Raw genomic sequence first — 21,309 nt, 5'->3', positions numbered from 1 at the left:
GCCACTATCCGTCCTCCTGATAGAGCAAGGCTAGAAATCCAGCGAGACCGCCCACGCATACGGGCAACCACGCTGCAGCAAGCGGATGCATCAGTTCAGCCTTACTCAAATCCTCGGTCACTTTCGACAGGATATAGAGCAGAAAGCCTGCGGCCACGCCACTCAAAACCATCTTTTGCACGCCGCCGAAACGGAAGAATCGCAAGCTCACAGAAGCAGCTAGCATGACCATCGCGGCCAGCAAAAACGGCTTTGCCAGCAGCTTGTGATACTGCAGACGATAGCCTGCGGTCGCAAAACCGGAGTTTTCCGACGACTTGATGTAGGTCGGAAGTTGCCAAAAAGACACACTTTCCGGGGTGGCGAAGCTGTTGCGGACCTGCGCGAGTGTCAGTGACGTCGGCAACTCAAGGGTGTCTTGATCTACCGGGGCACCGTCCATTGTATAACGGCGTACGTTCTTCAGCAGCCAATGGCCCGGTTCGAGCACCGCTTCGCGCGCCTCGATTCGGTCCTTGAACTGGAAGTCGGGTTCGAATCGAAACACGGTGATGCCGGTCAGCACCGCACCTTGCTGCTGGCTGCGTGCGGCGTTGATGATCGCCTGTCCGTCAGGGCTGACCTGATTCATCCAGAAGCCGTTGGCGTCCTGCAGCCCGCCGGTGTTCTCGCCGAACATTTCGGCTTCCATCTGCTTGGCGCGTTCTTGCATGTGCGCGGACAGCGGATTGAACACGGTCGTGGCGAAGATGCCGATCGCGATCGCGCTCCAGAGGGCCGGGGAGATGAACTCCCAGGCCGACAGGCCTGCGGCGCGCGCCACCACCAGTTCAAGGCTACGCGACAGGGCCAGGTAGCAGGTCATGCCGCCGATCAGGATGCAGAACGGCAGCAGCCGTTCGAGCAATTGAGGCACGCGGCAGAACGAGGCCTGCGCGACATAGAATGCCGAGACGGCCAGGCCGCCAGCCCGGCGCAGCAGGTCGACATAGTCGACGAACACCAGCAGCACGAACAGCCCGAAGAACACCCCGAGCGAGGCGATCACGAAGCGGCGGGCGAAGTAGCGTCCGAGCGTATTGACGACCATCATGCGCCCCGCGTTACGCCGGCACCGGCCGCCGGATCAACCGGGCGATCGACGCATTGAAGGCATTCAGGGCCTCGGTTACACGCGCGGGCGGTTCGATCACGACGTTGCGGTTGATCAGCCACAGACATGTTCCCGTGGCGACGAACAGCAGCAGATACTGCAGGCCGGCGACGTAAGGCGTCTTGTTGGCGATCACCGACAGCGCAAAACCGGCGAGTCGCACGACGAAGGCGACCAGCACCGCGCCAGCCATCGAGAAGTTGCGGCTCTGTCGGGTGGTGCGGGCGAGGCCGAGAAAGGCGAAGGCGACCGCGGCGAAGAAGAACGGATAGATCGGCGCCAGCAACCGATCGTGCATTTCCGAGCGGAATTCGGTCGGCAGCCTCGCCAGCAGCGGATCGTTCTCCGCCGGCCACAGCAGCTCCCACAGATAGCGTTCGCGAATGCCATAGGCGACGTCGCGGGCACGCGAGAATTTCGACATGTCGAAGGCATAGCGGCTGAACGCCACCAGCGCGGGCTCCTGCTTGCCGGTCTGGAAGCGCTCGAGGTGGCCGTCTTCCAGCACCAGGAACGAGCCCTTGTCGTTTTTGACGACGGTGCCGTGGTCGGCGATGATGCTGACGCGCTCGTTGGGCGCGCGGGCGTCGTCGATGAACACGCCAACCAGCAGACCGCCCGGTTGGCGTTCGCGGACCCGGATCGTCAGCCCTTGCTCGAGCTGTGCAAACCGGCCGGGCTGCAGCACGTTAGCGAGCACGTCGGCGGTAATCTCGCTGTCCCACCGGGCGATCCGGCGGAGCCCATCGGGCGCAATGTAGGCGCCGATGATGATCACAAGCGCCGCCACCACCATGGTGGCGTAGAAGAACGGCCGGAACAGCCGAATCGGCGACAGGCCGGCGGCGTTCATCACGATGATTTCGGAATCGGTTGCGAGCCGGTTGAGGGTGTGGGCCACCGCGATCATCAGCGCGATCGGCGCGATCACCAGCACCAGCACCGGAACGGCGAGGCCGGTCAACCCGAGGAAGGTGATGATGGTCTGGCCCTGGCTGGTCATCAAATCGATGCCGCGCAGCGCCTGGGTGATCCAGATCACACCCGTCAGGCTACCCATCACGACCGCGAACGACACCAGGGTCGTGCGGAAGATATAGCGGTCGATGGAGCCCATCGCTCAGTACGATCCCCTCGAATCCGGATTCTGTGGCCGCCCGGATTCATGATGAATCCTCCCCAGGGCGGAAAGCCCGGCCTTGTCCCAGGTTGCCATTACCATCTGTCTGATCTGTCAACAAAATGGCCGGGACGCGGCGCACTGCGGATATGGTTAATGGTGCGCGACACGCTCCCGAAGACCACAGATTCCCGTCCCGCGCAACGCAAAGCAGGGCGGCGCCACCGCTGACGGTGCAGTCGGCACAAGCCCGCCAGCGGGATGCCGCGCAATCCACTTTCCCGTGAAAGCTGCGCAGCTTAGCGATGTTGTCTTGACTCGACGCCTCAACGCTCCAAAACAACGGCTTTGGACCCGCGCCTGCCGGATCGTTTCCGCCGACAGCCCGTTTTTGGAGGAATGCCAATGCCCGACGCCGTCAAGGTCGGTTTCGTCCCGTTTGCTACGCCCGCGCGCGGCACGCTGATCGTGTTCTGCGACGACGGTCTGAAGTTCGGCGCGACGGCGACCAAGGCCTTGGGCGCGGCGGTCGCCACCGTCAAGCGCGCAGCCGCGACCGCGCAGTTCAAGGGCAAGTCCGGTTCTGCGCTGGACCTGTTGGCCCCTGAGGGCCTCAAGGTCGGCCGCCTGATCGTCGTCGGCGCCGGCAAGGCCGCGTCGATCAACGATTACGATCTGCTCAAGCTCGGCGGCGCCGTCGCCGGCAAGATCGGCGCGGGCGATACGGCCGTGACGGTGGTTGCCGATCTGCCGACCGGCGCGATGAAGCCCGAGCAGGCGGCCGCGATCGCCTCCGGCATCCGGCTGCGCGCCTACAAGTTCGATCGCTACAAGACCAAGAAGAAGGACGACGAGAACGGCGCGGCCAATGCCAGCGTCACGCTCGCGGTGGCCGATCCGGCGGCGGCCAAGAAGGCGTTCTCCCCCGACAGCCACGTCGTCGACGGCGTCATCCTGGCGCGCGAGCTGGTCAACGAGCCGCCGAACGTGCTGTACCCGGAAGAGTTCGCCAAGCGGGCGGCGCAGCTCAAGAAACTCGGCGTCGAAGTCCAGATCCTGGACGTCAAGGCGATGACCCAGCTGAAGATGGGCGCGCTGCTCGGCGTGTCGCAGGGCTCGGCGCATCCGGGACGCACCGTGATCATGCGCTGGAACGGCGGCAAGAAGGGCGAGCAGCCGCTCGCCTTCGTCGGCAAGGGCGTGTGCTTCGACACTGGCGGCATCTCGATCAAGCCGTCGGCCAGCATGGAAGACATGAAGGGTGACATGGGCGGCGCGGCCTGCGTGGTTGGCCTGATGCACGCGCTCGCGGCCCGTAAGGCCAAGGTCAACGCGGTCGGCGCGATCGGTCTGGTCGAGAACATGCCGGACGGCAACGCGCAGCGGCCGGGTGACATCGTCACCTCGATGTCGGGCCAGACCATCGAGATCATCAACACCGACGCCGAGGGCCGTTTGGTGCTCGCCGATGTGCTTTGGTACGTGGCGCAGAAGCACAAGCCGAAGTTCATGGTCGACCTGGCGACGCTGACCGGTGCCATCATGGTGGCGCTCGGCACCGAATATGCCGGCCTGTTCTCCAACAACGATCAGCTCGCGGAGCGGCTGGCCGCCGTTGGTCAGTCCACCGGCGAGAAGGTTTGGCGGATGCCGCTCGGCCCGGAATACGACAAGCAGATCGACTCCCAGTTCGCCGATATGAAGAACACCGGGTCGCGCAACGGCGGTTCGATCACCGCGGCGCAGTTCCTGCAGCGCTTCGTCGACGGCACGCCGTGGGCGCATCTCGACATCGCCGGCACCGCGATGGCCTCGCCGAAGAACGAGATCAATCAGAGCTGGGGCTCGGGCTACGGCGTCCGCCTGCTCAATCAGCTCGTGGCGGAGTACTACGAAGCCAAGAAGTAATTGGCGCACGATGACCGAAGTGCTGTTCTATCACCTCCAAGGCAGGACCATCGAACAGGTGCTGCCGCCGCTGCTCGAGAAATCACTCGCGCGCGGCTGGCGGGTGGTGGTGCAGTCGACGTCCGAGGAGCGGGCCGACGCGCTCGACTCGCATCTTTGGACCTATCGCGACGACTCGTTCCTGCCGCACGCCACCTGGCGTGTGGCAGACGCCGCGCATCAGCCGATCCTGCTGACGACGAGCGAGGGCAATCCGAACGGCGCCAAGGTTCGGTTCTTGGTCGACAATGCGGCGCTGCCCGAGGACTCGGGCAGCTACGAACGGATGGTGTTGCTGTTCAACGGCGATGACGACGAGGCGGTGGCGATGGCCCGCGACGCCTGGAAGCAGTGCAAGGCGAAGGCTTTCGAGGTGACCTATTGGCAGGCCGACGAGGCCGGTCGGTGGCAACGGCGGGACTAGGACGAGACCAGGCAAGAGGCTGTGGACGCCGCAGGCGACCGCAGAGTTACGGCAAGGCCTGTCACGGTGGTGCCGTAAATCGATGATTGGACAAGTGCTTAAGATCTCTATTGGGGCGTGATCGATCGTGTATCAGAAGTTTTCCGTGCGGCCGCTATTCATCACGCTGGCGCTTGCGACGCCCCTGCTTGCGGGCTGTTCCGGCACCCCTGAATTCCTGTCGCGCGACGCCGAATGGTTCTCCAAGCCGGGCCGGGTGTTCATCAAGAACATCTCGATCGAGACCCCGCCGCTGACGCCGGACAAGCCGGTTACCCCTGAAGACCTGATCAGCGCCGACGGCCGCTGTCCGGGCATGGGGCCGCCGCCGGGCGATCCCAACGCGCCGCAGGACGGGCAGGCCGCTCCGATGACGCCGGGCGGCACCGTCGCGCTCGGTCACACCGAATGCGACGTCGCGCGCGGCCTCGGCGCGCCGGACCACGTCAGCCTGTCCAACAATGAGCGCGGCGACCGTCTCGCGGTCCTGACCTACAACCGCGGAGCGCGTGCCGGCATCTACACCTTCACGGCGGGCCGGCTCAGCGTGATCGAGCGTGCACCGGAGGCCGTGCAGGAGCGGAAGCCGACGCGGGCGAAGAAGCGAAGCGCCCGCTCTGCGCAATAACTCTCAGCCTTGTGCGGCGTCCTGCGCCGCACTTGCTTCCAACCACTTCTCTTCAGCAGCCTGCAACGCCGCCTGCGCGTTGGCTCGCGCGGTGCTGAGCTGAGCGGCCTGTTTCGGATCGCGGGTGAAAAGGTCCGGGATTGCCAGCGCCGCATCGATCTTCTCGATGATCGCGGTGATGCGGTCGATCTCGGCTTCGGCATCGGCGATCTGCTGCTTCAGCGAAACCGTTTTCTTCGTCCGCGATGCCGGCGCCTTGGTGGCGCTATCATCGGCCTTGCGATCCTTGGCTTCTGACGACCCACTCCGCGCGCCGCGCGATGACAGCACGGCTCGGCGATAATCGTCGAGGTCGCCGTCGAACTGTTTCACCTTGTGATCGGCCACCACCCACAGTCGATCGGCGCAGGCGTCGATCAGATAGCGGTCGTGCGACACCATGATCACAGCGCCGGGGAAGTCGTTGATCGCCTCCGCCAGCGCCGCACGGCTGTCGATGTCGAGGTGGTTGGTCGGCTCGTCGAGGATGATCATGTTCGGGCCGTAGAAGGTCGCGAGCCCGAGCAGCAGGCGGGCCTTCTCGCCGCCCGACAGGCTCTTGACCAGGGTGTCGGCCGCCTTGCCGGAGAAGCCCATGGCGCCGGCGCGCGCCCGGATCCTGCTCTCCGGCGCATCCGGCATCAGCTTGCGGACGTGGTCATAGGTCGAGCCGTCCTCGTTCAGCTCGTCGAGTTGATGCTGCGCGAAGTACGCGATCGATAGCTTGTCGGCCCGCGTCACCGATCCCGAGAACGGCGCCAATCGGTTTGCCAGCAGCTTCACCAGCGTCGACTTGCCGTTGCCGTTGGCACCGAGCAGCGCGATGCGGTCGTCCGGATCGATCCGCAGCGTGACGTGCCGCAGAACCGGGTGCTTCGGATCGTAGCCGACCGCGACGTTGTCGACCGCGATGATCGGCGGCGACAGCGTTTTCTCGGGCGCCGGGAAATTGATCTCCGGTGTGTCGTCCGCCACCAGCGGGGCGATCGGCTTCATCTTCTCCAGCATCTTGACGCGCGATTGCGCCTGCCGCGCCTTGGTCGCCTTGGCCTTGAAGCGGTCGACGAAGTCCTGCAGATGCTTGCGCCGCGCTTCGTCACGCTTGGCATTCTTGGCGTCGAGCGCCAGCTTGTTGGCGCGGAAGTCCGCGTAGGCCGAGTAACTGCCGCGAAAGTGTACCAGCCGGCCGCGGTCGAGATGCAGGATCTCGTTGACCGACGTATCGAGCAGGTCGCGATCGTGGCTGATCACGATCACCGTGCGCGGATAGTTGGCGAGATGGTCCTCGAGCCACATCGTGCCTTCGAGGTCGAGATAGTTGGTCGGTTCGTCGAGCAGCAGCAGGTCGGGGGCAGCGAACAGCGTCGCGGCGAGCGCCACGCGCATCCGCCAGCCGCCGGAGAATTCCGAGCAGGAGCGGGCCTGGTCGGCGGCGGAGAAGCCGAGGCCGCTGAGAATGGCGCTGGCCCGCGCCGGCGCCGAGTGCGCGTCGATGTCCACAAGCCGGGTCTGAATGTCGGCAATGCGGTGCGGGTCATGCGCGGTTTCGGCCTCGAGCAGCAGCGCGGCCCGCTCGACGTCGGCGGCCAGCACCACTTCCAGCAGCGTCTCGGGGCCGTTCGGGGCCTCCTGAGCGAGGCTGCCGATCCGCCACCGCGGCGGCAGGGTGATGCGGCCGGTCTCGGTTGCAAGCTCGCCGCGGATCGCGCGAAACAGGGTGGATTTACCGGCGCCGTTGCGGCCGATGAAGCCGACGCGTGCGCCGGGGGCGATCTGGACCGAACTTTGGTCGATCAGCAGCCGTCCGGCGAGCCGGATCGAAATGTCGGTAAGCGTGAGCATGGCGCGTTTTGGCCGGGTCGGGCCGTAAAGGCAACCGGATCGAGCAGATCAGTGCCGGATGAATCGTCCCCCGTAGCTTGCCCGAGCGCGGCGGCGTCGATATAAGCCCGGCAACTCCTCCCGCCCTTAGCTTTCAAGGACATTCCATGGCGATCGAACGGACTTTCTCGATTCTCAAGCCCGATGCGACCGAGCGCAACATCACTGGCGCGATCAACGCGCTGATCGAAAAGGCCGGTCTGCGGATCGTCGCCCAGAAGCGCATCCGCATGACCCGCGACCAGGCCGAGACCTTCTACGCCGTGCACAAGGAACGCCCGTTCTTCGGCGAACTGGTCGACTTCATGATCTCCGGCCCGGTGGTGGTTCAGGTGCTCGAAGGCGAGGGCGCGATCGCGAAGTACCGCGACGTGATGGGCGCGACCGATCCGTCGAAGGCGGCTGACGGCACCATCCGCAAGCTGCACGCCAAGTCGATCGGCGAGAACTCGGTGCACGGTTCGGACGCGGCGGAAACCGCCAAGATCGAGATCGCCCAGTTCTTCTCCGGCAACGAAATCGTCGGATAAGCATTACCGTCGGACGTCCCCGGCCACTCATCGTCAGCGGCCGCGGGATGCCGGCTAAGTCGGGGAAAGATCGTGGACTGGGTGCTGCACGTCTTTGACCCCGCGACCTTCTGGTCGGTCGTCGCCCAATTCAAGAGCGGCGTTCAGCAGCCCGAATTCTGGATTTCCGTCAGCAAGATCATCTGGATCAACGTGCTGTTGTCTGGCGACAACGCCCTGGTGATCGCGCTCGCCTGCCGCGGCCTGAAGCCGAACCACAGATTGTGGGGCATGGTGCTCGGCGCGGGCGCTGCCGTCCTGCTCCGCATCGTCTTCACCGGCATCGTCGCCACGCTGATGGAGTGGCCCTATCTGAAGCTGGTCGGCGGACTGGCGCTGCTGGTGATCGCCGCCAAGCTGGTGGTCCCCGAGACTGAAGACGAAGACAGCGTCCAGGCGGCCTCGCATCTGTTGCACGCCGTTCAGATTGTGGTCGTCGCCGACATCATCATGAGTCTCGACAACGTCATCGCGGTTGCCGCCGCCGCCGACGGAAGCGTGCCGCTGCTGATCCTCGGGCTGGCAATCAGCGTGCCGCTGATCGTCGCGGGCGCGGCGCTGATCCTGATGGTGCTGGAGAAACTGCCGATCCTGGTGTGGGCCGGCGCGGCGCTGCTCGGCTGGATCGCCGGACAAGTGATCGCGACAGACCCGGTTGCGTTGCCGCTGGTACACAAGCTCGACGCGCCGATCGGTGGTCAGCTCGATGCGCTGTTCGCAATGGTGGGGATGTACACGCACCTCGCCAACAACGGCAGCGTCGGCGAACATCTGTTCGCCGTGGTCGGCGCTATCGTGGTGCTGATCGCAGGTTCGATCTGGCGGAGCCGGCAATCGGCCGAGCAGGCTGCATAACGGAAATTTGCCGCTGCTACGCCGGACAAGAAAAAAGCGAGCCGGGTGGCTCGCTTCATCTTTGAACGTGAGTAAGGGCCGCTCTTAAGCAGTCCCGGCGACCAAGCCGTGGCTGTGGTCAGCCCCATCATGGCCGCAACACTCGACGGTGCGGGTTCGATCATAGGCTTCGCGCACAATGTGGTAGCAATCGCAGGTGCGGCTTTCGAGCGCCTGGCGATCCACGATCCGCACCGCACCACGGCGCTTCTCCACCACACCTTCGGCCTCGAGCTGCAGCAGCGCGTTCGTGATGCTCGCACGGCGAACGCCCATGCTGGAGGCAAGCAGTTCGTGCGTGATGTACAGCACGTCGCTTTGAATCCGGTCGTTCGCCAGCAGCAGCCAGCGTGCGAGACGCTGATTGATCTCGTGCTTGGCGGCGCAGAGCACGCTCTGCGTATTCTGGGCGATTAAAGCCGGCACGTAGCGAAGCATCTCTTCACGGATCTGCGGCCGGTCGGCCATCACCCGCGCCAGATCTTCGGCCTCAACCCTCAGCGCAGTTCCCGGCATGCAAACGACAGAGCGCTGCGACGCGACATCGGCTCCCAGCACCAGCGGAACCCCGACGTAGCCGAAATAGCCGACCATGGCTGTTTCAACAAAGTCGGTGCGGGTTCCAGAGAGGTGCGACACCAGGCCGTCCTCGATGAAGTGCACGCATTCGACGCGCCGGTTGGCTTCCTGCAGCACAGCGCGGCCACGAAACTCGACGGGCCGAAGCAACGGTTTAAGCGCCTCGAAATCATCCGGTGCGAGCTGCGCCAGAATTCGATTTCGTACCGCAGGAGAGCTTGCTTGAAGATCGTTCGCCAAAATCAGAACGGCTCCTTGGTGATTGATGTGATGCCTTGGAACCGGCTGCGCCGATTCAAAGGGAGCTTACCGGACAGAGACGGGGGAGGCCATGTCTCAAACTGTCCATTATTGTCGCATCCTCGCCGCGATGAAGACGCAGTTCGGCGGTGCAGCAATCCTCGTCAGAGGATCATTGCGCGAAATAGAGTCACTGCGAGTGAAAGAGGCAGTAGTCGCGTAGGAGACGAACTACGTGTGCTGCAGATTGCAGCGTGCGCTGCATCGGAACTGATCAGTCGCGCTACGTACTACGCGAGATCAGCATGGTGCGTTGCGCGACACTTGCTATACCACAAATTTCGTGTTGCAATTGACGCGCAATCGGATCTGGCCCCTTCGGCTTTATGTTTCGCGACTGGGAAATCGATATCGCATTGGGTTCGCCGTTTGTGGCGTGGCACGCGGGCAGCGTGCCGCGTCTTTTTTGTATCTAGATCGGGAGGCAGGCGATGCAAAAGGGCACCGTCAAATGGTTCAACCCTACAAAAGGGTATGGCTTCATCCGTCCGACCACGGGTGACAAGGACGTTTTCGTCCATATTTCGGCGGTCGAGCGCGCTGGGCTGAGCACGCTCAACGAGAACCAGCCGATCGAGTACGATCTGGTTGAAAACCGCGGTCGTACCTCAGCGGAGAACCTGAAGATCTCCTAACGCACGGCCCAAGGTTCGTCGGATTGCCCCCGGTCGAAAGCCGGGGGAACTTCGTGCCGACTGTCAGTGAGCCGCTGGCACGATCAGGGTGCGCTCAGGTGCGCTTTGCGTCGCGGACCGGCAGAGATCGCCGTCGAACCGGAGCAAGCCAGCAGCCAAAAGCCGCAGCGCCTCGGGGTAGATGCGATGCTCGACCGCGAGCACGCGCGCGGCCAGCGTGTCCGGCGTGTCGTCGTCCTGCACCGGCACCGCGCCCTGCATGATGATCGGGCCGGCGTCGGTGTCGGGCGTGACGAAGTGCACGGTGGCGCCGGAGATCTTCACGCCGGCGCGCAACGCCTGGCCATGCGGATCGAGGCCGGGAAATGACGGCAGCAGCGACGGGTGGATGTTCAGCATCCGGCCGTACCAGTGCTGCGCGAACTCGGCCGTGAACAGGCGCATGAAGCCGCCGAGGCAGATCAGCTCAATGCCGCGGGCGTCGAGTTCAGCCTGCAGCTTGGCTTCGAAGCCGGCGCGATCCTTGCCGAACGGCTTGCTTTCGATCACCACGGTGGCGATCCCGCTGCGTTCGGCGATCGCAAGACCACCCGCCGTCGCCACGTTGGAAATCACCACAGCGATCTCGGCGGGAAAGCCGTCCTCAGCTGCGGCTTCGATCAGCGCGGCCATGTTGGAGCCGCGCCCGGAAATCAGGATAGCAACGCGAGGCTTCATCGGCGCGCTCACCAGGCGAGGTCGAGGTGGCCGTCATAGACCACGCGCTGCTCGCCCTTGGCGGCAATGACCTGACCGAGCAGGTGTACGCTCTCGCCGCTGGCGGTGAGGCTCTCGGTGACCTGATCGACGGCGTCGGCCTTGACGATGATGACCATGCCGATGCCGCAGTTGAAGGTGCGCAGCAACTCGAGTTCGGCGATCTCGCCTTGCTCGGCGAGCCATTTGAACACCGGCAGCACCGGGATCCGCGGCAGGTCGATGCCGACGCCGAGGTGCTTCGGCAGCACGCGCGGAATGTTCTCGGTGAAGCCGCCGCCGGTGATGTGGGCGAGGCCTTTGACGGCGCCGGTGTCGCGGATCGCCTGCAGGCAGGACTTCACATAGAGCTTGGTCGGCGCGAGCAGCGCACCGCCGAGCGTCATCACCGGCGAAAACGGCGCCGGCGCGTCATAGGGCAGGCCGGATTTTTCGACGATCTTGCGGACCAGCGAGAAGCCGTTGGAGTGCACGCCGGAGGACGCCAGTCCGATCACCGCATCACCTTCGGCGATGTCCTTCGACGGCAGCAGCGTGCCGCGCTCGGCGGCGCCGACCGAGAAACCGGCCAGGTCGTAGTCACCGTCCTTATACAGGCCCGGCATTTCGGCGGTCTCGCCGCCGATCAGTGCGCAGCCGGACTCGCGGCAGGCTTCCGCCACGCCGGCGACGATCTCGGCCGCGGCCTCTGGATCGAGCTTGCCGCAGGCGAAGTAATCGAGAAAGAACAGCGGCTCGGCGCCTTGCACCACGAGGTCGTTGACCGACATCGCCACCAAATCGATGCCGATGCCGGTGTGCAGCCCGGCTTCGATCGCCACCTTGATCTTGGTGCCGACGCCGTCGGTCGCCGCGACCAGCACCGGATCCTTGAAGCCCGCCGCCTTCAGATCGAACAGGCCGCCGAAGCCGCCGATCTCGGAATCCGCGCCGGCCCGCGCAGTGGCGCGCACCATCGGCTTGATCAGATCGACGAGCCGGTTGCCCGCATCGATGTCGACGCCGGAGTCGGCGTAGGTGAGGCCGTGCTTCCGCTCGGTCATGCCCGGTTTTCCCAATTCAAGCTGTGCGGCACCCGGGCATCCGTCGCCAGGGCGGAGCCCGCCGTCGATTTCGCCGGCGCGACGACGCTAGACCTAAGTCCCGCTTGTCCGCGCCCGGCCGATGTTTTGGGGTGGTTACGTCGGATTCCGCCAGCGTGCAATGGCTCGCAAGGGGACCCAGCATGGTCTATGTAGAAAACCAGCCCGCTCAACCGTCGAAAGTCGAGGTTTTTCGGCGGATTTGGGCCGGAAGCCGGGAACGTCGAGTGAGCATTCCAAACATCATTACGCTTTGCCGCATCCTGTTGGTGCCGGTGATCGTCTGGGCGATCGCGTCCAATGAGATGGAAATCGCCTTCGCGGTGTTCGTGGTGGCCGGGGTCAGCGACGCAGTCGACGGGTTTCTGGCCAAACGCTTCAACATGTCCAGCGAGCTCGGCGCGCTGCTTGATCCGCTCGCCGACAAGGCGCTGCTGGTCTCGATCTACGTCTCCCTGGGGATCTGGGGAGCGATCCCGCGCTGGCTGGTGATCCTGGTGGTGTCGCGCGACATCATGATCGTCGGTGCGGTGATGATCTCCTGGGTGTTCGGCAAGCCGATCCCGATGAAGCCCTTGATGGTGTCGAAACTGAACACCGTCGCCCAGGTGTCGTTCGCCGCGCTGGTGCTCGGCGCGCTCGCCTTCGGCTTCGAGCCGGCGCCCTACGACCTCTTCCTGATGGGCGCGGTCACAGTCTTGACCTTGCTTTCCGTCTCCCTCTATCTCGTCGAGTGGATGCGGCATATGAGCACGATCGAGCCAAGCCGTTGACCGCGTCGGCCGGCCGCGTTTTGGGCCGGCATGGAGCGCCCCTTGCCAGTTCGCGTTGAACCTCGACAATTAGCCCTCGACCTGCCGCATGCCGAAAGCCTGTCGCGCGAGGATTTTCTGGAAGGTTCGGCCAACACCGCGGCGCTGTCTCTGATCGAGAGCTGGCCGGACTGGCCCAACCGTATCATGATGCTGGTTGGCCCCGAGGGCAGCGGCAAGAGCCACCTGGCGGCGATCTGGGCCGAACTGGCAGGCGCGCGGTCGACCGCAGCGCAGGCGCTGAATGCCGCGGCGGTGCCCGGCGCGCTGGCGACCGGCGCGGTGGTGGTCGAAGATCTGGTGCCGGGCAGTTTCGACGAGCGGGCGCTCTTCCACCTGATGAACATGGCGCGGGAAGACGAAGCCTATGTGCTGTTCACCGGCCGGGTCGAGCCATCGGCCTTATCGATCGAGCTGCGCGACCTGAAGTCGCGGCTGCGAACCGTGCCGGTGGTGTCATTGCTGCCGCCAGACGATGCCCTGTTTCGGGCTCTGATCGTCAAATTCTGCGCCGACCGCCAGATGTGCATCGACGCCGCGCTGGTCGGCTACCTCGCCAACCGGATCGACCGATCGTTCGTGGCCGCTCGCCAGGTGGTGGAAAAGCTCGACACGACGGCGCTGCGGCTCGGCCGCCCGGTGACCCGGGCGCTCGCCTCAGAAGTGCTGCGCGCCGACTAGCGCCCGCCCTGCGGCATATGGCGGGACGGTGCGCCGCTTGACGGCTTCTGCGCCTCGTTTCTCAATGTCATGGAAACGTCATGCAGCGTCAGCATTGTCTCGCGGCGCCGCAGCCGCGGTGCGCCCCATCCTGGTCTGGATCAACTTCTCATGGACTCCGAGCAAGTGATTGCCATCGAAGAGAAAAAAGGCGAAACCGAGCCGGCGTCGATGATCGCCGCCGGCCCCGAGCGATTCATCAATCGCGAGCTGTCATGGCTTCACTTCAACCGTCGGGTGCTCGAAGAATCGGTCAATCCGCACCACCCGGTGCTGGAGCGGGTGCGATTTCTGTCGATTTCGGCCAACAACCTCGACGAATTCTTCATGGTCCGCGTCGCCGGCATCAAGGCGCAGATCCGCGAGGGCATCACCGAACGCAGTCCGGATGGCCTGACCCCGTCCGAACAGCTCGGCCTGATCAACGAGGCGGTCTCCAAGCTCGCCAGCGACCAGCAGTCGATCTGGCGTGATCTGCGTGGGGTTTTGGCTGACTCCGGTATCCTGTTGCTGGATGGCAAGGATGTCACCAAGGCTGAGCGGGCCTGGATCGAGGATCACTTCCTCCACAACATCTTCCCGCTGCTGACGCCGCTGGCGATCGACCCGGCGCATCCGTTCCCCTTCATTCCGAGCCTCGGCTTCACCATCGGCCTGCAGCTTGCTCGGGTGTCCGACGGCAGGCCGATGAATGCGTTGATCCGGATGCCGGCGCGGATCGACCGTTTCATCCGTCTGCCCGGGAATGGGCGCGACCAGGCCGTCCGGGTGATGACGCTGGAGCAGGCGACCTCGCTGTTCATCGGGCGGCTGTTCCCGGGCTACCACGTCAAGGGGCAGGGCTCGTTCCGGATCATCCGCGACAGCGAACTGGAAATCGAGGAAGAGGCCGAGGATCTGGTGCGGCTGTTCGAGACCGCGCTGAAGCGGCGGCGGCGCGGGTCGGTGATCCGGATGGAGGTCGACTCCTCCATGCCGGAGGAGCTGCGCGTGTTCGTGCAGCGTGCGCTGACCGCGGCCGACGACGAGGTGTTCCTGGTCGACGGCGTGCTCGCGATGAACGAATTGTCGCAGCTCACCCGGGTCGATCGTCCTGACCTCGAATTCGTTCCCTATGTGCCGCGGCATCCGGAGCGGGTGCGCGACCATGGCGGCGACATCTTCGCGGCGATCCGGCAGAAGGACCTGATCGTCCATCATCCATATGAATCGTTCGACGTCGTCGTCCAGTTCCTGCAGCAGGCGGCGCGCGACCCCGACGTCGTCGCGATCAAGCAGACGCTGTATCGCACATCGAACAACTCGCCGATCGTGCGCGCGCTCGCCGAAGCCGCCGAGGCCGGCAAGTCGGTCACTGCGCTGGTCGAACTGAAGGCGCGGTTCGACGAAGAAGCCAACATCCGCTGGGCGCGCGACCTCGAGCGCGCCGGCGTGCAGGTGGTGTACGGCTTCCTGCAGCTCAAGACCCACGCCAAGCTGTCGCTGGTCGTGCGGCGCGAGGGTGGCAGCCTGACGACCTACATCCACACCGGCACCGGTAACTACCATCCGGTGACGGCGCGTATTTATACGGACCTGTCGTACTTCACCTCCGATCCGATCCTCGGCCGCGACGCCGCGCGGGTGTTCAACTACATCACCGGCTACGCCGAGCCGAGCGACATCGAGAAGATGGCGGTATCGCCGATCACGCTGCGTAAGACCATGCTCGAGCACATCCGCGGCGAGACCGCGTTCGCCAAGCACGGCAAGCCGGCGGCGATCTGGCTGAAGATGAATGCGCTGGTCGACCCGGAGATCATCGACGCGCTGTACGAAGCCTCGCGGGCAGGGGTCTCGGTCGAGCTGGTGGTCCGCGGCATCTGCTGCCTGCGGCCGGGGGTGCCGGGCCTGTCCGACAACATCCGGGTGAAGTCGATCATCGGCCGGTTCCTCGAACACGGCCGTATCTATTGCTTCGGCAACGGCTACGGTCTGCCGAGCGCCAAGGCGGCGGTGTACATCTCCTCCGCCGACATGATGCCCCGCAATCTCGACCGCCGGGTCGAAGTGCTGTGCCCGATGCTCAACCCGACCGTGCATCAGCAGGTGCTGGAACAGATCATGGTCGCCAACCTGAAAGATACCGAGCAGAGCTGGCGGTTGTTGCCGGACGGATCGTCGACGCGTATGAAGGCCGCAAAGGGCGAGGAGCCCTTCAACGTCCACAACTACTTCATGACCAATCCGAGTCTGTCCGGCCGTGGGAAGTCGCTCCAGGAATCCTCGCCCCGCCGGCTTACCCGGCGGGCCGAGCGCCAGCAGTCCCAGCAATCTTCCTAAGGGACGCCGACGTTGAGCAAGCAGCCGCGCAGGCGCGAACCCAGCGTCGCCGTCATCGACATCGGCTCGAACTCCGTGCGCCTCGTGGTCTACGAGGCGCTGGCGCGGAGCCTGGTCACCGTCTTCAACGAAAAGGCGCTGTGCGGCCTCGGCCGCGAGGTGCAGACCACCGGGCTGCTGACGAAGGATGCCGTCAGCAAGGCGCTGGTGGCGCTGAAGCGGTTTCGTGCGCTGATCCGGGTGATGAAGGTCGGCAAGGTGTTCGCTATCGCGACCGCCGCGTGCCGCGACGCCAAGAACGGCCCCGACTTCATCGCCGAGGCCGAACGTATCTGCGGTGTCACCATCGAGATCCTGTCGGGACCGCGCGAAGCCAAGCTGTCGGCGCTCGGGGTGATTTCAGGGGTCCACAAGCCGAACGGCGTGGTTGGTGATCTCGGCGGCGGTTCGCTCGAACTGATCGACGTCCGCGGCAATGCGGTGCGCAAGGGCGTGACGCTGCCGCTCGGCAGTCTGGCCCTGCAGGACGCCTCGCAGAAATCCCTCAAGCGCGCCGAGCGGATCGCTCAGCAACTGCTGTCGGACTCCGGCCCGCTCAAGACCGCCCGAGGCCGGACGTTCTACGCGGTCGGCGGCACCTGGCGTGCGCTCGCCCGGATCCACATCATCCAGAGCGGCCATTCGCTCAAGGTGATGCACGGCTATTCGATTTCGGCGGCCGAAGCGCTGCGGTTCGCGCAGCGGCTGCGGGTGCTGGCGGCTGCTAATCAGCTCGCCGATATCGAAGTCGTCGCGGATGCCCGGCGTCCGCTGCTGGCCTATGCGGCGGTCGTGCTCGAATACGTCATCCGGATCGCCAAGCCGAAGACGATCGTGTTCTCGACCTATGGCGTCCGCGAAGGACTTTTGTACGAGCAGCTGCCGCCGGAGGAGCGCGCCAAGGACGGGCTGCTGTGCGCCGCGCAGAACCTGAACCTGCTGCTGTCGCGGTCGGCGCGTCACGCCGAGGAGCTGATCGAATGGACCGATCGGCTGTTCCGCGTCGCCAAGGTGCGGGAGACCGATGAGGACCGCCGGCTGCGCCGCGCCGCCTGCCTGATGTCCGACGTCGGCTGGCGGGTGCATCCCGATCATCGCGGCGAGCAGACGCTGTCGCTGATCGCCAATGCCAATTTCGGCGACGTCACCCATCGCGACCGCGCCTTCATGGGGCTGTCGGTGTACTACCGCTACGCCGGCTTCAGCGAACAGAACGAGCCGCCCATGTCGGCCCGCGAGCTGGTGACCGAAGCGCTCGACGAGCGCGCGCGGCTGCTCGGCGCCGCGTTCCGGGTGGCGCATCTGATCAGCGCGGCGCGGCCGGGCGTACTGCCGGCCACGCATTTCCGCACCGAGGGTCGCAAGCTGATGCTCGTCTTCGAGCACAGCCTCGTCGATCTCGTCGCCGACCGTGTCGGTAGCCGGTTCAAGCAGCTCGCCAAGATGGTCGGGCGCTCCGGGACGATCGTGCTGCGCTGAAGCTGCGCAGCCGACCGCAGCTCACACCAGAATGTGGTCGACCGGTGCCGGCAAGGGCGGCAGATCGGTTTCGCCGAGCGCCTCGCGCAGATTGATCTCGATCGTATCGGCCAGCGCGGCGATCGGCAGATCGTTGGGCAATTGGCCGAACGGCTCTTCCAGCTCGGTGCCGAGCGCGTCGAGACCGAAGAAGGTGTAGGCCGCCAGTGCGGTGGCGAATGGCGTCAGCCAGCCGAGGGTGTTGGCGAAGCCGAACGGCAGCAGCAGGCAGAACACGTAAGCGGTTCGGTGCAGCAACAGCGAATAGCCGAACGGCACCGGCGTCGAACGGATCCGTTCGCACGCGGCCTGCACCATCGCCATCTGGCCGATGGTGCGGTCGATGATCTGGAACGGGATGTCGCGCAGCTCGCCGCTGCGATGCAGCGCCGCCAGCTCGGCCTGCATCGCCGCGAGGATCACTTCGGGCGCGTTGCGGCTCGCCTCATAGCGCGCCCGGGTCTCGGCGCTGAGGCGGCGCTTCACCTTGGTGGTGTCGCTGCCCGGGCGAAGATGCAGCACCAGGGCTTGGGCGAACGCCATCGCCAGCGTCAGCAGCTTGCGCCGGCTTTGCTCCGGGTCGTCGCCGGAGTAGGGCAGGATCTGCGTCTGCCGCGCCAAATTGCGGCTCAGGCAGATCAGCTCGCCCCAGTGGCGGCGCGCTTCCCACCAACGGTCGTAACAGGCGTTGTTGCGGAAGCCCATGAAGATCGACAGCGCGATGCCGAGCACCGTGAACGGCGCGCTGTTGAAATCCGAGACGAGGCCCGGATAGGCGTGATGCGCCCACACTACAGCGACTGAGAGGCCGGCGATGACGAGTGCCTGCGGAAAGATCCGCTGCACCACCGAGCCTTGAACCAGAAAGAAGAGCTGAAGCAGATTAGGCTGTGGTCGAACGATCATTGACCTGCGGTTGTCCCCGCCGTCGCGCCATTGCGGTCGACCTGAATGACCTTGCCGCGTTCGATCGCGAGCGACAGCCGGCCGTGCTTCAGGGCGAGCGCAGCCTCGCCGAACAGTTCGCGGCGCCAGCCGCGCAGCGCGCCGACATCGGCATTGTCGTCGGCCGCGATCTGTTCGAGGTCGTCGACGGTCGCGATCACCTTGGCGGCGACAGCATGGCGCTCCGAGGTCATCCGCAGCAGCACTTTGAGCAGTTCAACGATCGCGGTGCCGTTGGAGTTGTTGCGCGGCTTATCGATCTTCGGCAGCGTCGCCATATCGCGCGCGAGCCCGCGCTGCACCGCTGCGACGATCTCGGTGCCCCATTTCGAGCGATCGAACCCCTTCGGCAGCGAACGCAGGTTGGCGAGCTTTTCCAACGAGGTCGGCGCGTGGGTGGCGATGTCGCCAAGCGCATCGTCCTTGAGCACGCGCGAGCGCGGCACGTCGCGGCTCTGCGCTTCCTGCTCGCGCCAGGCGGCGATCTCCATGAGCACTGCAAGCTCTTTGGGCTTGCGCACGCGCGTCTTCAGCCGCTCCCAGGCACGCTCCGGATGCACGTCGTAGGTGCTCGGCGAGGTCAGGACTTCCATCTCCTCGCTGACCCAATCACTGCGGCCGCGCTTCTTCAGGTCGGCATCGAGCGCGGCGAACACGTCGCGCAGATGAGTGACGTCGGAGACCGCGTAGTGAACCTGCTCCTGGGTGAGCGGACGGCGCGACCAGTCGGTGAAGCGGTGGGTCTTGTCCGGACGGTGGCCGGTGATGCGCTCGACGAGCTGGTCGTAGGCGATGCTGTCGCCATAGCCGAGGACCATCGCGGCGACCTGGGTGTCGAAGATCGGATGCGGCACGATGCCGGCGCGGTGCCAGACGATTTCGATGTCCTGGCGGGCGGCGTGGAAGACCTTCAGCACCTGCTCGTTCGCCATCAGGTCGAAGAACGGCTTCAGGTCGATGCCGTCGGCCAGCGCGTCGATCACCAGCGCTTCTTCGGCGCTCGCCATCTGCACCACGCAGAGCAGCGGATAGAACGTCGTCTCGCGCAGAAACTCGGTGTCGACCGTGATGACGGGATGGCGGGCGAGACGGGCGCAGGCGTCGGCAAGCTGCTCGGAAGTTGAAATCAGGTCCATTAAACTCTGTCGCGTTCGGGGAACGGTAGTGGGCGACAATCGGCCACGCCGGCTGCCCAAAGCCGTCGAATCCGGTCCACTAGACACGCTCGCCCGGCGGCGATCAAGTTCCGCAGAAGGTTTCCAGCACCTCTTCATGGGGCTGCGGCGGCTCCGCATAGCGGGCGAATTCCGCCTTTTCCTCGAAGGGGTTGGCGAGCACCGTCAGGATCTCTTCGAAGGGAGCGAAATCGTCCCGGTCGACCGCGGCCCGGATCACCGCTTCGATCCGGTGATTACGCGGGATATAGGCCGGGTTGACCCGCCGCATCGCGGCCTGGCGAGTCGTTGCATCCTGCGGCTCGGCTGCGATCCGGGCGCGCCACCGCGGGGCCCACTCGTCGAACGCCGCCGGATCGGCAAACAGGGCGCGAACCTCACCGAGGTCCGACGGATCGACGGCCGCGTCGCTAAGCCGGCGGAAGGCGAGGGTGAAGTCCGCTTCGCCCTTGGCCAGGGCGGTCAGGAATTCCTGCGAAAGCTGTTGATCGTCCGGCTGGTTGGTGAACAGGCCGAGCTTGGCCGCCAGCTTGGCCAGATACGCGGCGTTGAACCGCTCCGCAAAGCCGCCGAGCGCGGTCTGGGCGATTTCGATGCCCTTGTCGTCGTCATCGGCCAGCAGCCGGACCAGGCATTCGGCCAGCCGGGTCAGGTTCCACAACGCGATCGGGGGCTGGTTGCCATAGGCGTAACGGCCGAACTGGTCGATCGAGGAGTAAACGGTCTTCGGATCGAAGGTGTCCATGAAGGCGCACGGGCCGTAATCGATGGTCTCGCCGGCAACCGAGCAGTTGTCGGTGTTCATCACCCCATGGATGAAGCCGACCATCATCCAGCTCGCCACCAGTTCCGCCTGTCGACCGATCACGCCTTCGAGCAGGGCCAAATAAGGCGAGGGCGCCTGAGCCGCCTCCGGGTAGTGGCGGGCGATGGCATGGTCGGCGAGCGCCCGGACGCTGGCGAGATCGCCGCGGGCGGCGAAATACTGGAAGGTGCCGACCCGGATATGGCTGGAGGCCACCCGCGTCAGCACAGCGCCTGGCTGGATCGGATCGCGCAGCACCGTCTCCCCGGTCAGCACCGCGGCGAGCGAGCGGGTGGTCGGGATGCCAAGAGCTGCCATCGCTTCGCTGACGATGTATTCGCGCAGCACCGGGCCGAGCGCGGCGCGGCCGTCGCCCATCCGCGAAAACGGCGTCCGGCCGGCGCCCTTCAGCTGGATGTCGCGGCGAACCCCGTTGCGGTCGACCACCTCGCCGAGCAGGATCGCCCGGCCGTCGCCGAGCTGCGGCACGAAGTTGCCGAACTGGTGGCCCGCATAGGCCATCGCGATCGAGGCAGCGGTCTCCGGCATTTGGTTACCGGACAGGATCTCCGCGCCTTCGCGCGTCTCGAGCAGGTCCGGATCAAGCCCGAGCTGCACCGCGAGCGGGCGGTTCAGCTTGATCAACCGGGGGGCGGCGACCGGCGTCGGCGCAACCCGCGCGAAGAAGTTCGGCGGGAGCGCCACGTAGCTGTTGTCGAACGGAAAATGAGCTGTCATCGATCACCAGTTAAGAACGCTTCGCCGTTTCGACAATCCGCCGGAAACCGGCCGGTTTCAACAGCTTCCGCGGAAAAGCTGCAATCCGGAGGCGAGTTGGCGAAAGACTGCGCAGAAGGCGCGCGGCCCGCTTTGAACGCGGTGGTCCCCCGTTCCGCATTTGGTTGCCGCGGTGGGTTCGCTCGGGTA

Annotated in this window: 19 protein-coding genes; 10 read left to right on the top strand and 9 right to left on the bottom strand. The window is 65.1% G+C overall.

Annotation, left to right across the window (positions count from 1 at the left end):
• Nucleotides 1–4 precede the first annotated feature (4 nt).
• On the bottom strand, nt 5–1,090 hold the full coding sequence (gene lptG / locus HZF03_RS15400; RefSeq protein ID WP_011158608.1) for an LPS export ABC transporter permease LptG: 1,086 nt from the start codon (nt 1,088–1,090) through the stop codon (nt 5–7).
• Between the two features lie 13 nt (nt 1,091–1,103).
• Complete coding sequence (lptF, locus tag HZF03_RS15395; protein ID WP_011158607.1) at nt 1,104–2,270, bottom strand: LPS export ABC transporter permease LptF; 1,167 nt, start codon at nt 2,268–2,270, stop codon at nt 1,104–1,106.
• 408 nt (nt 2,271–2,678) lie between these two features.
• Here lptF and HZF03_RS15390 point away from each other — a divergent pair, with 408 nt between their 5' ends.
• The 3 genes from HZF03_RS15390 to HZF03_RS15380 all read left to right on the top strand — a co-directional run bounded on the left by HZF03_RS15390 (nt 2,679) and on the right by HZF03_RS15380 (nt 5,311).
• Nucleotides 2,679–4,181, top strand: a complete 1,503-nt coding sequence (locus HZF03_RS15390; RefSeq protein ID WP_119018205.1) for a leucyl aminopeptidase — start codon at nt 2,679–2,681, stop codon at nt 4,179–4,181.
• A gap of 10 nt (nt 4,182–4,191) precedes the next feature.
• Nucleotides 4,192–4,644: a DNA polymerase III subunit chi gene (locus HZF03_RS15385; RefSeq protein ID WP_119018206.1), complete on the top strand. Its 453-nt coding sequence runs from the start codon at nt 4,192–4,194 to the stop codon at nt 4,642–4,644.
• A gap of 127 nt (nt 4,645–4,771) precedes the next feature.
• The gene (locus HZF03_RS15380; RefSeq protein ID WP_011158604.1) at nt 4,772–5,311 is read left to right on the top strand and encodes a hypothetical protein; all 540 of its coding nucleotides are present in this window, start codon (nt 4,772–4,774) and stop codon (nt 5,309–5,311) included.
• Nucleotides 5,312–5,314: 3 nt separating this feature from the next.
• On the opposite strand, the gene HZF03_RS15375 is transcribed toward HZF03_RS15380, so the two are convergent.
• Nucleotides 5,315–7,192, bottom strand: coding sequence for an ABC-F family ATP-binding cassette domain-containing protein (locus HZF03_RS15375; protein WP_119018207.1), 1,878 nt, complete (start codon nt 7,190–7,192; stop codon nt 5,315–5,317).
• A 146-nt stretch (nt 7,193–7,338) separates the two neighbouring features.
• Between HZF03_RS15375 and ndk the strand changes: the two genes are divergently transcribed.
• Together ndk and HZF03_RS15365 are read left to right on the top strand one after the other, a co-directional pair.
• Complete coding sequence (gene ndk, locus HZF03_RS15370) at nt 7,339–7,761, top strand: nucleoside-diphosphate kinase (protein ID WP_011158602.1); 423 nt, start codon at nt 7,339–7,341, stop codon at nt 7,759–7,761.
• Nucleotides 7,762–7,833: 72 nt separating this feature from the next.
• Entirely contained in the window at nt 7,834–8,655 is an 822-nt protein-coding gene (locus tag HZF03_RS15365; RefSeq protein WP_119018208.1) for a TerC family protein, read from the top strand.
• An 84-nt stretch (nt 8,656–8,739) separates the two neighbouring features.
• Here the strand turns inward: HZF03_RS15365 and HZF03_RS15360 are convergent, their stop codons facing one another.
• The gene (locus tag HZF03_RS15360; RefSeq protein ID WP_011158600.1) at nt 8,740–9,513 is read right to left on the bottom strand and encodes a Crp/Fnr family transcriptional regulator; all 774 of its coding nucleotides are present in this window, start codon (nt 9,511–9,513) and stop codon (nt 8,740–8,742) included.
• A 491-nt stretch (nt 9,514–10,004) separates the two neighbouring features.
• Here HZF03_RS15360 and HZF03_RS15355 point away from each other — a divergent pair, with 491 nt between their 5' ends.
• Entirely contained in the window at nt 10,005–10,208 is a 204-nt protein-coding gene (locus HZF03_RS15355) for a cold-shock protein (protein WP_011158599.1), read from the top strand.
• A 63-nt stretch (nt 10,209–10,271) separates the two neighbouring features.
• Here the strand turns inward: HZF03_RS15355 and purN are convergent, their stop codons facing one another.
• Complete coding sequence (purN, locus tag HZF03_RS15350) at nt 10,272–10,925, bottom strand: phosphoribosylglycinamide formyltransferase (RefSeq protein ID WP_011158598.1); 654 nt, start codon at nt 10,923–10,925, stop codon at nt 10,272–10,274.
• Between the two features lie 8 nt (nt 10,926–10,933).
• Complete coding sequence (gene purM, locus HZF03_RS15345) at nt 10,934–12,007, bottom strand: phosphoribosylformylglycinamidine cyclo-ligase (RefSeq protein WP_119018209.1); 1,074 nt, start codon at nt 12,005–12,007, stop codon at nt 10,934–10,936.
• A 266-nt stretch (nt 12,008–12,273) separates the two neighbouring features.
• Here purM and HZF03_RS15340 point away from each other — a divergent pair, with 266 nt between their 5' ends.
• The 4 genes from HZF03_RS15340 to ppx all read left to right on the top strand — a co-directional run bounded on the left by HZF03_RS15340 (nt 12,274) and on the right by ppx (nt 17,418).
• On the top strand, nt 12,274–12,819 hold the full coding sequence (locus HZF03_RS15340; RefSeq protein WP_094182693.1) for a CDP-alcohol phosphatidyltransferase family protein: 546 nt from the start codon (nt 12,274–12,276) through the stop codon (nt 12,817–12,819).
• A 42-nt stretch (nt 12,820–12,861) separates the two neighbouring features.
• The gene (locus HZF03_RS15335; RefSeq protein ID WP_085977342.1) at nt 12,862–13,539 is read left to right on the top strand and encodes a P-loop NTPase family protein; all 678 of its coding nucleotides are present in this window, start codon (nt 12,862–12,864) and stop codon (nt 13,537–13,539) included.
• Nucleotides 13,540–13,689: 150 nt separating this feature from the next.
• On the top strand, nt 13,690–15,900 hold the full coding sequence (locus HZF03_RS15330) for an RNA degradosome polyphosphate kinase (protein ID WP_119018210.1): 2,211 nt from the start codon (nt 13,690–13,692) through the stop codon (nt 15,898–15,900).
• Nucleotides 15,901–15,912: 12 nt separating this feature from the next.
• On the top strand, nt 15,913–17,418 hold the full coding sequence (gene ppx / locus HZF03_RS15325) for an exopolyphosphatase (protein WP_011158593.1): 1,506 nt from the start codon (nt 15,913–15,915) through the stop codon (nt 17,416–17,418).
• 21 nt (nt 17,419–17,439) lie between these two features.
• Here the strand turns inward: ppx and HZF03_RS15320 are convergent, their stop codons facing one another.
• The 3 genes from HZF03_RS15320 to HZF03_RS15310 all read right to left on the bottom strand — a co-directional run bounded on the left by HZF03_RS15320 (nt 17,440) and on the right by HZF03_RS15310 (nt 21,120).
• The gene (locus tag HZF03_RS15320) at nt 17,440–18,363 is read right to left on the bottom strand and encodes a bestrophin family protein (protein ID WP_119018211.1); all 924 of its coding nucleotides are present in this window, start codon (nt 18,361–18,363) and stop codon (nt 17,440–17,442) included.
• Complete coding sequence (gene rnd / locus HZF03_RS15315) at nt 18,360–19,538, bottom strand: ribonuclease D (RefSeq protein ID WP_012496512.1); 1,179 nt, start codon at nt 19,536–19,538, stop codon at nt 18,360–18,362. The genes HZF03_RS15320 and rnd overlap by 4 nt, the downstream gene beginning before the upstream one ends.
• Nucleotides 19,539–19,641: 103 nt before the next feature.
• Complete coding sequence (locus HZF03_RS15310; protein ID WP_119018212.1) at nt 19,642–21,120, bottom strand: protein adenylyltransferase SelO; 1,479 nt, start codon at nt 21,118–21,120, stop codon at nt 19,642–19,644.
• Between the last annotated feature and the right edge of the window lie 189 nt (nt 21,121–21,309).

Origin of the sequence: Rhodopseudomonas palustris (assembly GCF_013415845.1) — a bacterium.
GTDB lineage: Bacteria > Pseudomonadota > Alphaproteobacteria > Rhizobiales > Xanthobacteraceae > Rhodopseudomonas > Rhodopseudomonas palustris_F.
The sequence above is the reverse complement of the archived record's forward strand: the minus strand, read 5'-3'. Positions and strand labels throughout refer to the sequence as shown.

What these genes read in the sequence shown, in the direction of transcription:
- HZF03_RS15390 (WP_119018205.1), top strand. Translation starts at nt 2,679, where the DNA reads ATGCCCGACGCCGTCAAGGTCGGTTTCGTCCCGTTTGCTACGCCCGCG.
- HZF03_RS15320 (WP_119018211.1), bottom strand. Translation starts at nt 18,363, where the DNA reads ATGATCGTTCGACCACAGCCTAATCTGCTTCAGCTCTTCTTTCTGGTT.
- ndk (WP_011158602.1), top strand. Translation starts at nt 7,339, where the DNA reads ATGGCGATCGAACGGACTTTCTCGATTCTCAAGCCCGATGCGACCGAG.
- HZF03_RS15385 (WP_119018206.1), top strand. Translation starts at nt 4,192, where the DNA reads ATGACCGAAGTGCTGTTCTATCACCTCCAAGGCAGGACCATCGAACAG.
- HZF03_RS15375 (WP_119018207.1), bottom strand. Translation starts at nt 7,192, where the DNA reads ATGCTCACGCTTACCGACATTTCGATCCGGCTCGCCGGACGGCTGCTG.
- lptF (WP_011158607.1), bottom strand. Translation starts at nt 2,270, where the DNA reads ATGGGCTCCATCGACCGCTATATCTTCCGCACGACCCTGGTGTCGTTC.
- HZF03_RS15355 (WP_011158599.1), top strand. Translation starts at nt 10,005, where the DNA reads ATGCAAAAGGGCACCGTCAAATGGTTCAACCCTACAAAAGGGTATGGC.
- purM (WP_119018209.1), bottom strand. Translation starts at nt 12,007, where the DNA reads ATGACCGAGCGGAAGCACGGCCTCACCTACGCCGACTCCGGCGTCGAC.
- HZF03_RS15310 (WP_119018212.1), bottom strand. Translation starts at nt 21,120, where the DNA reads ATGACAGCTCATTTTCCGTTCGACAACAGCTACGTGGCGCTCCCGCCG.
- HZF03_RS15330 (WP_119018210.1), top strand. Translation starts at nt 13,690, where the DNA reads ATGGACTCCGAGCAAGTGATTGCCATCGAAGAGAAAAAAGGCGAAACC.
- lptG (WP_011158608.1), bottom strand. Translation starts at nt 1,090, where the DNA reads ATGGTCGTCAATACGCTCGGACGCTACTTCGCCCGCCGCTTCGTGATC.
- rnd (WP_012496512.1), bottom strand. Translation starts at nt 19,538, where the DNA reads ATGGACCTGATTTCAACTTCCGAGCAGCTTGCCGACGCCTGCGCCCGT.
- purN (WP_011158598.1), bottom strand. Translation starts at nt 10,925, where the DNA reads ATGAAGCCTCGCGTTGCTATCCTGATTTCCGGGCGCGGCTCCAACATG.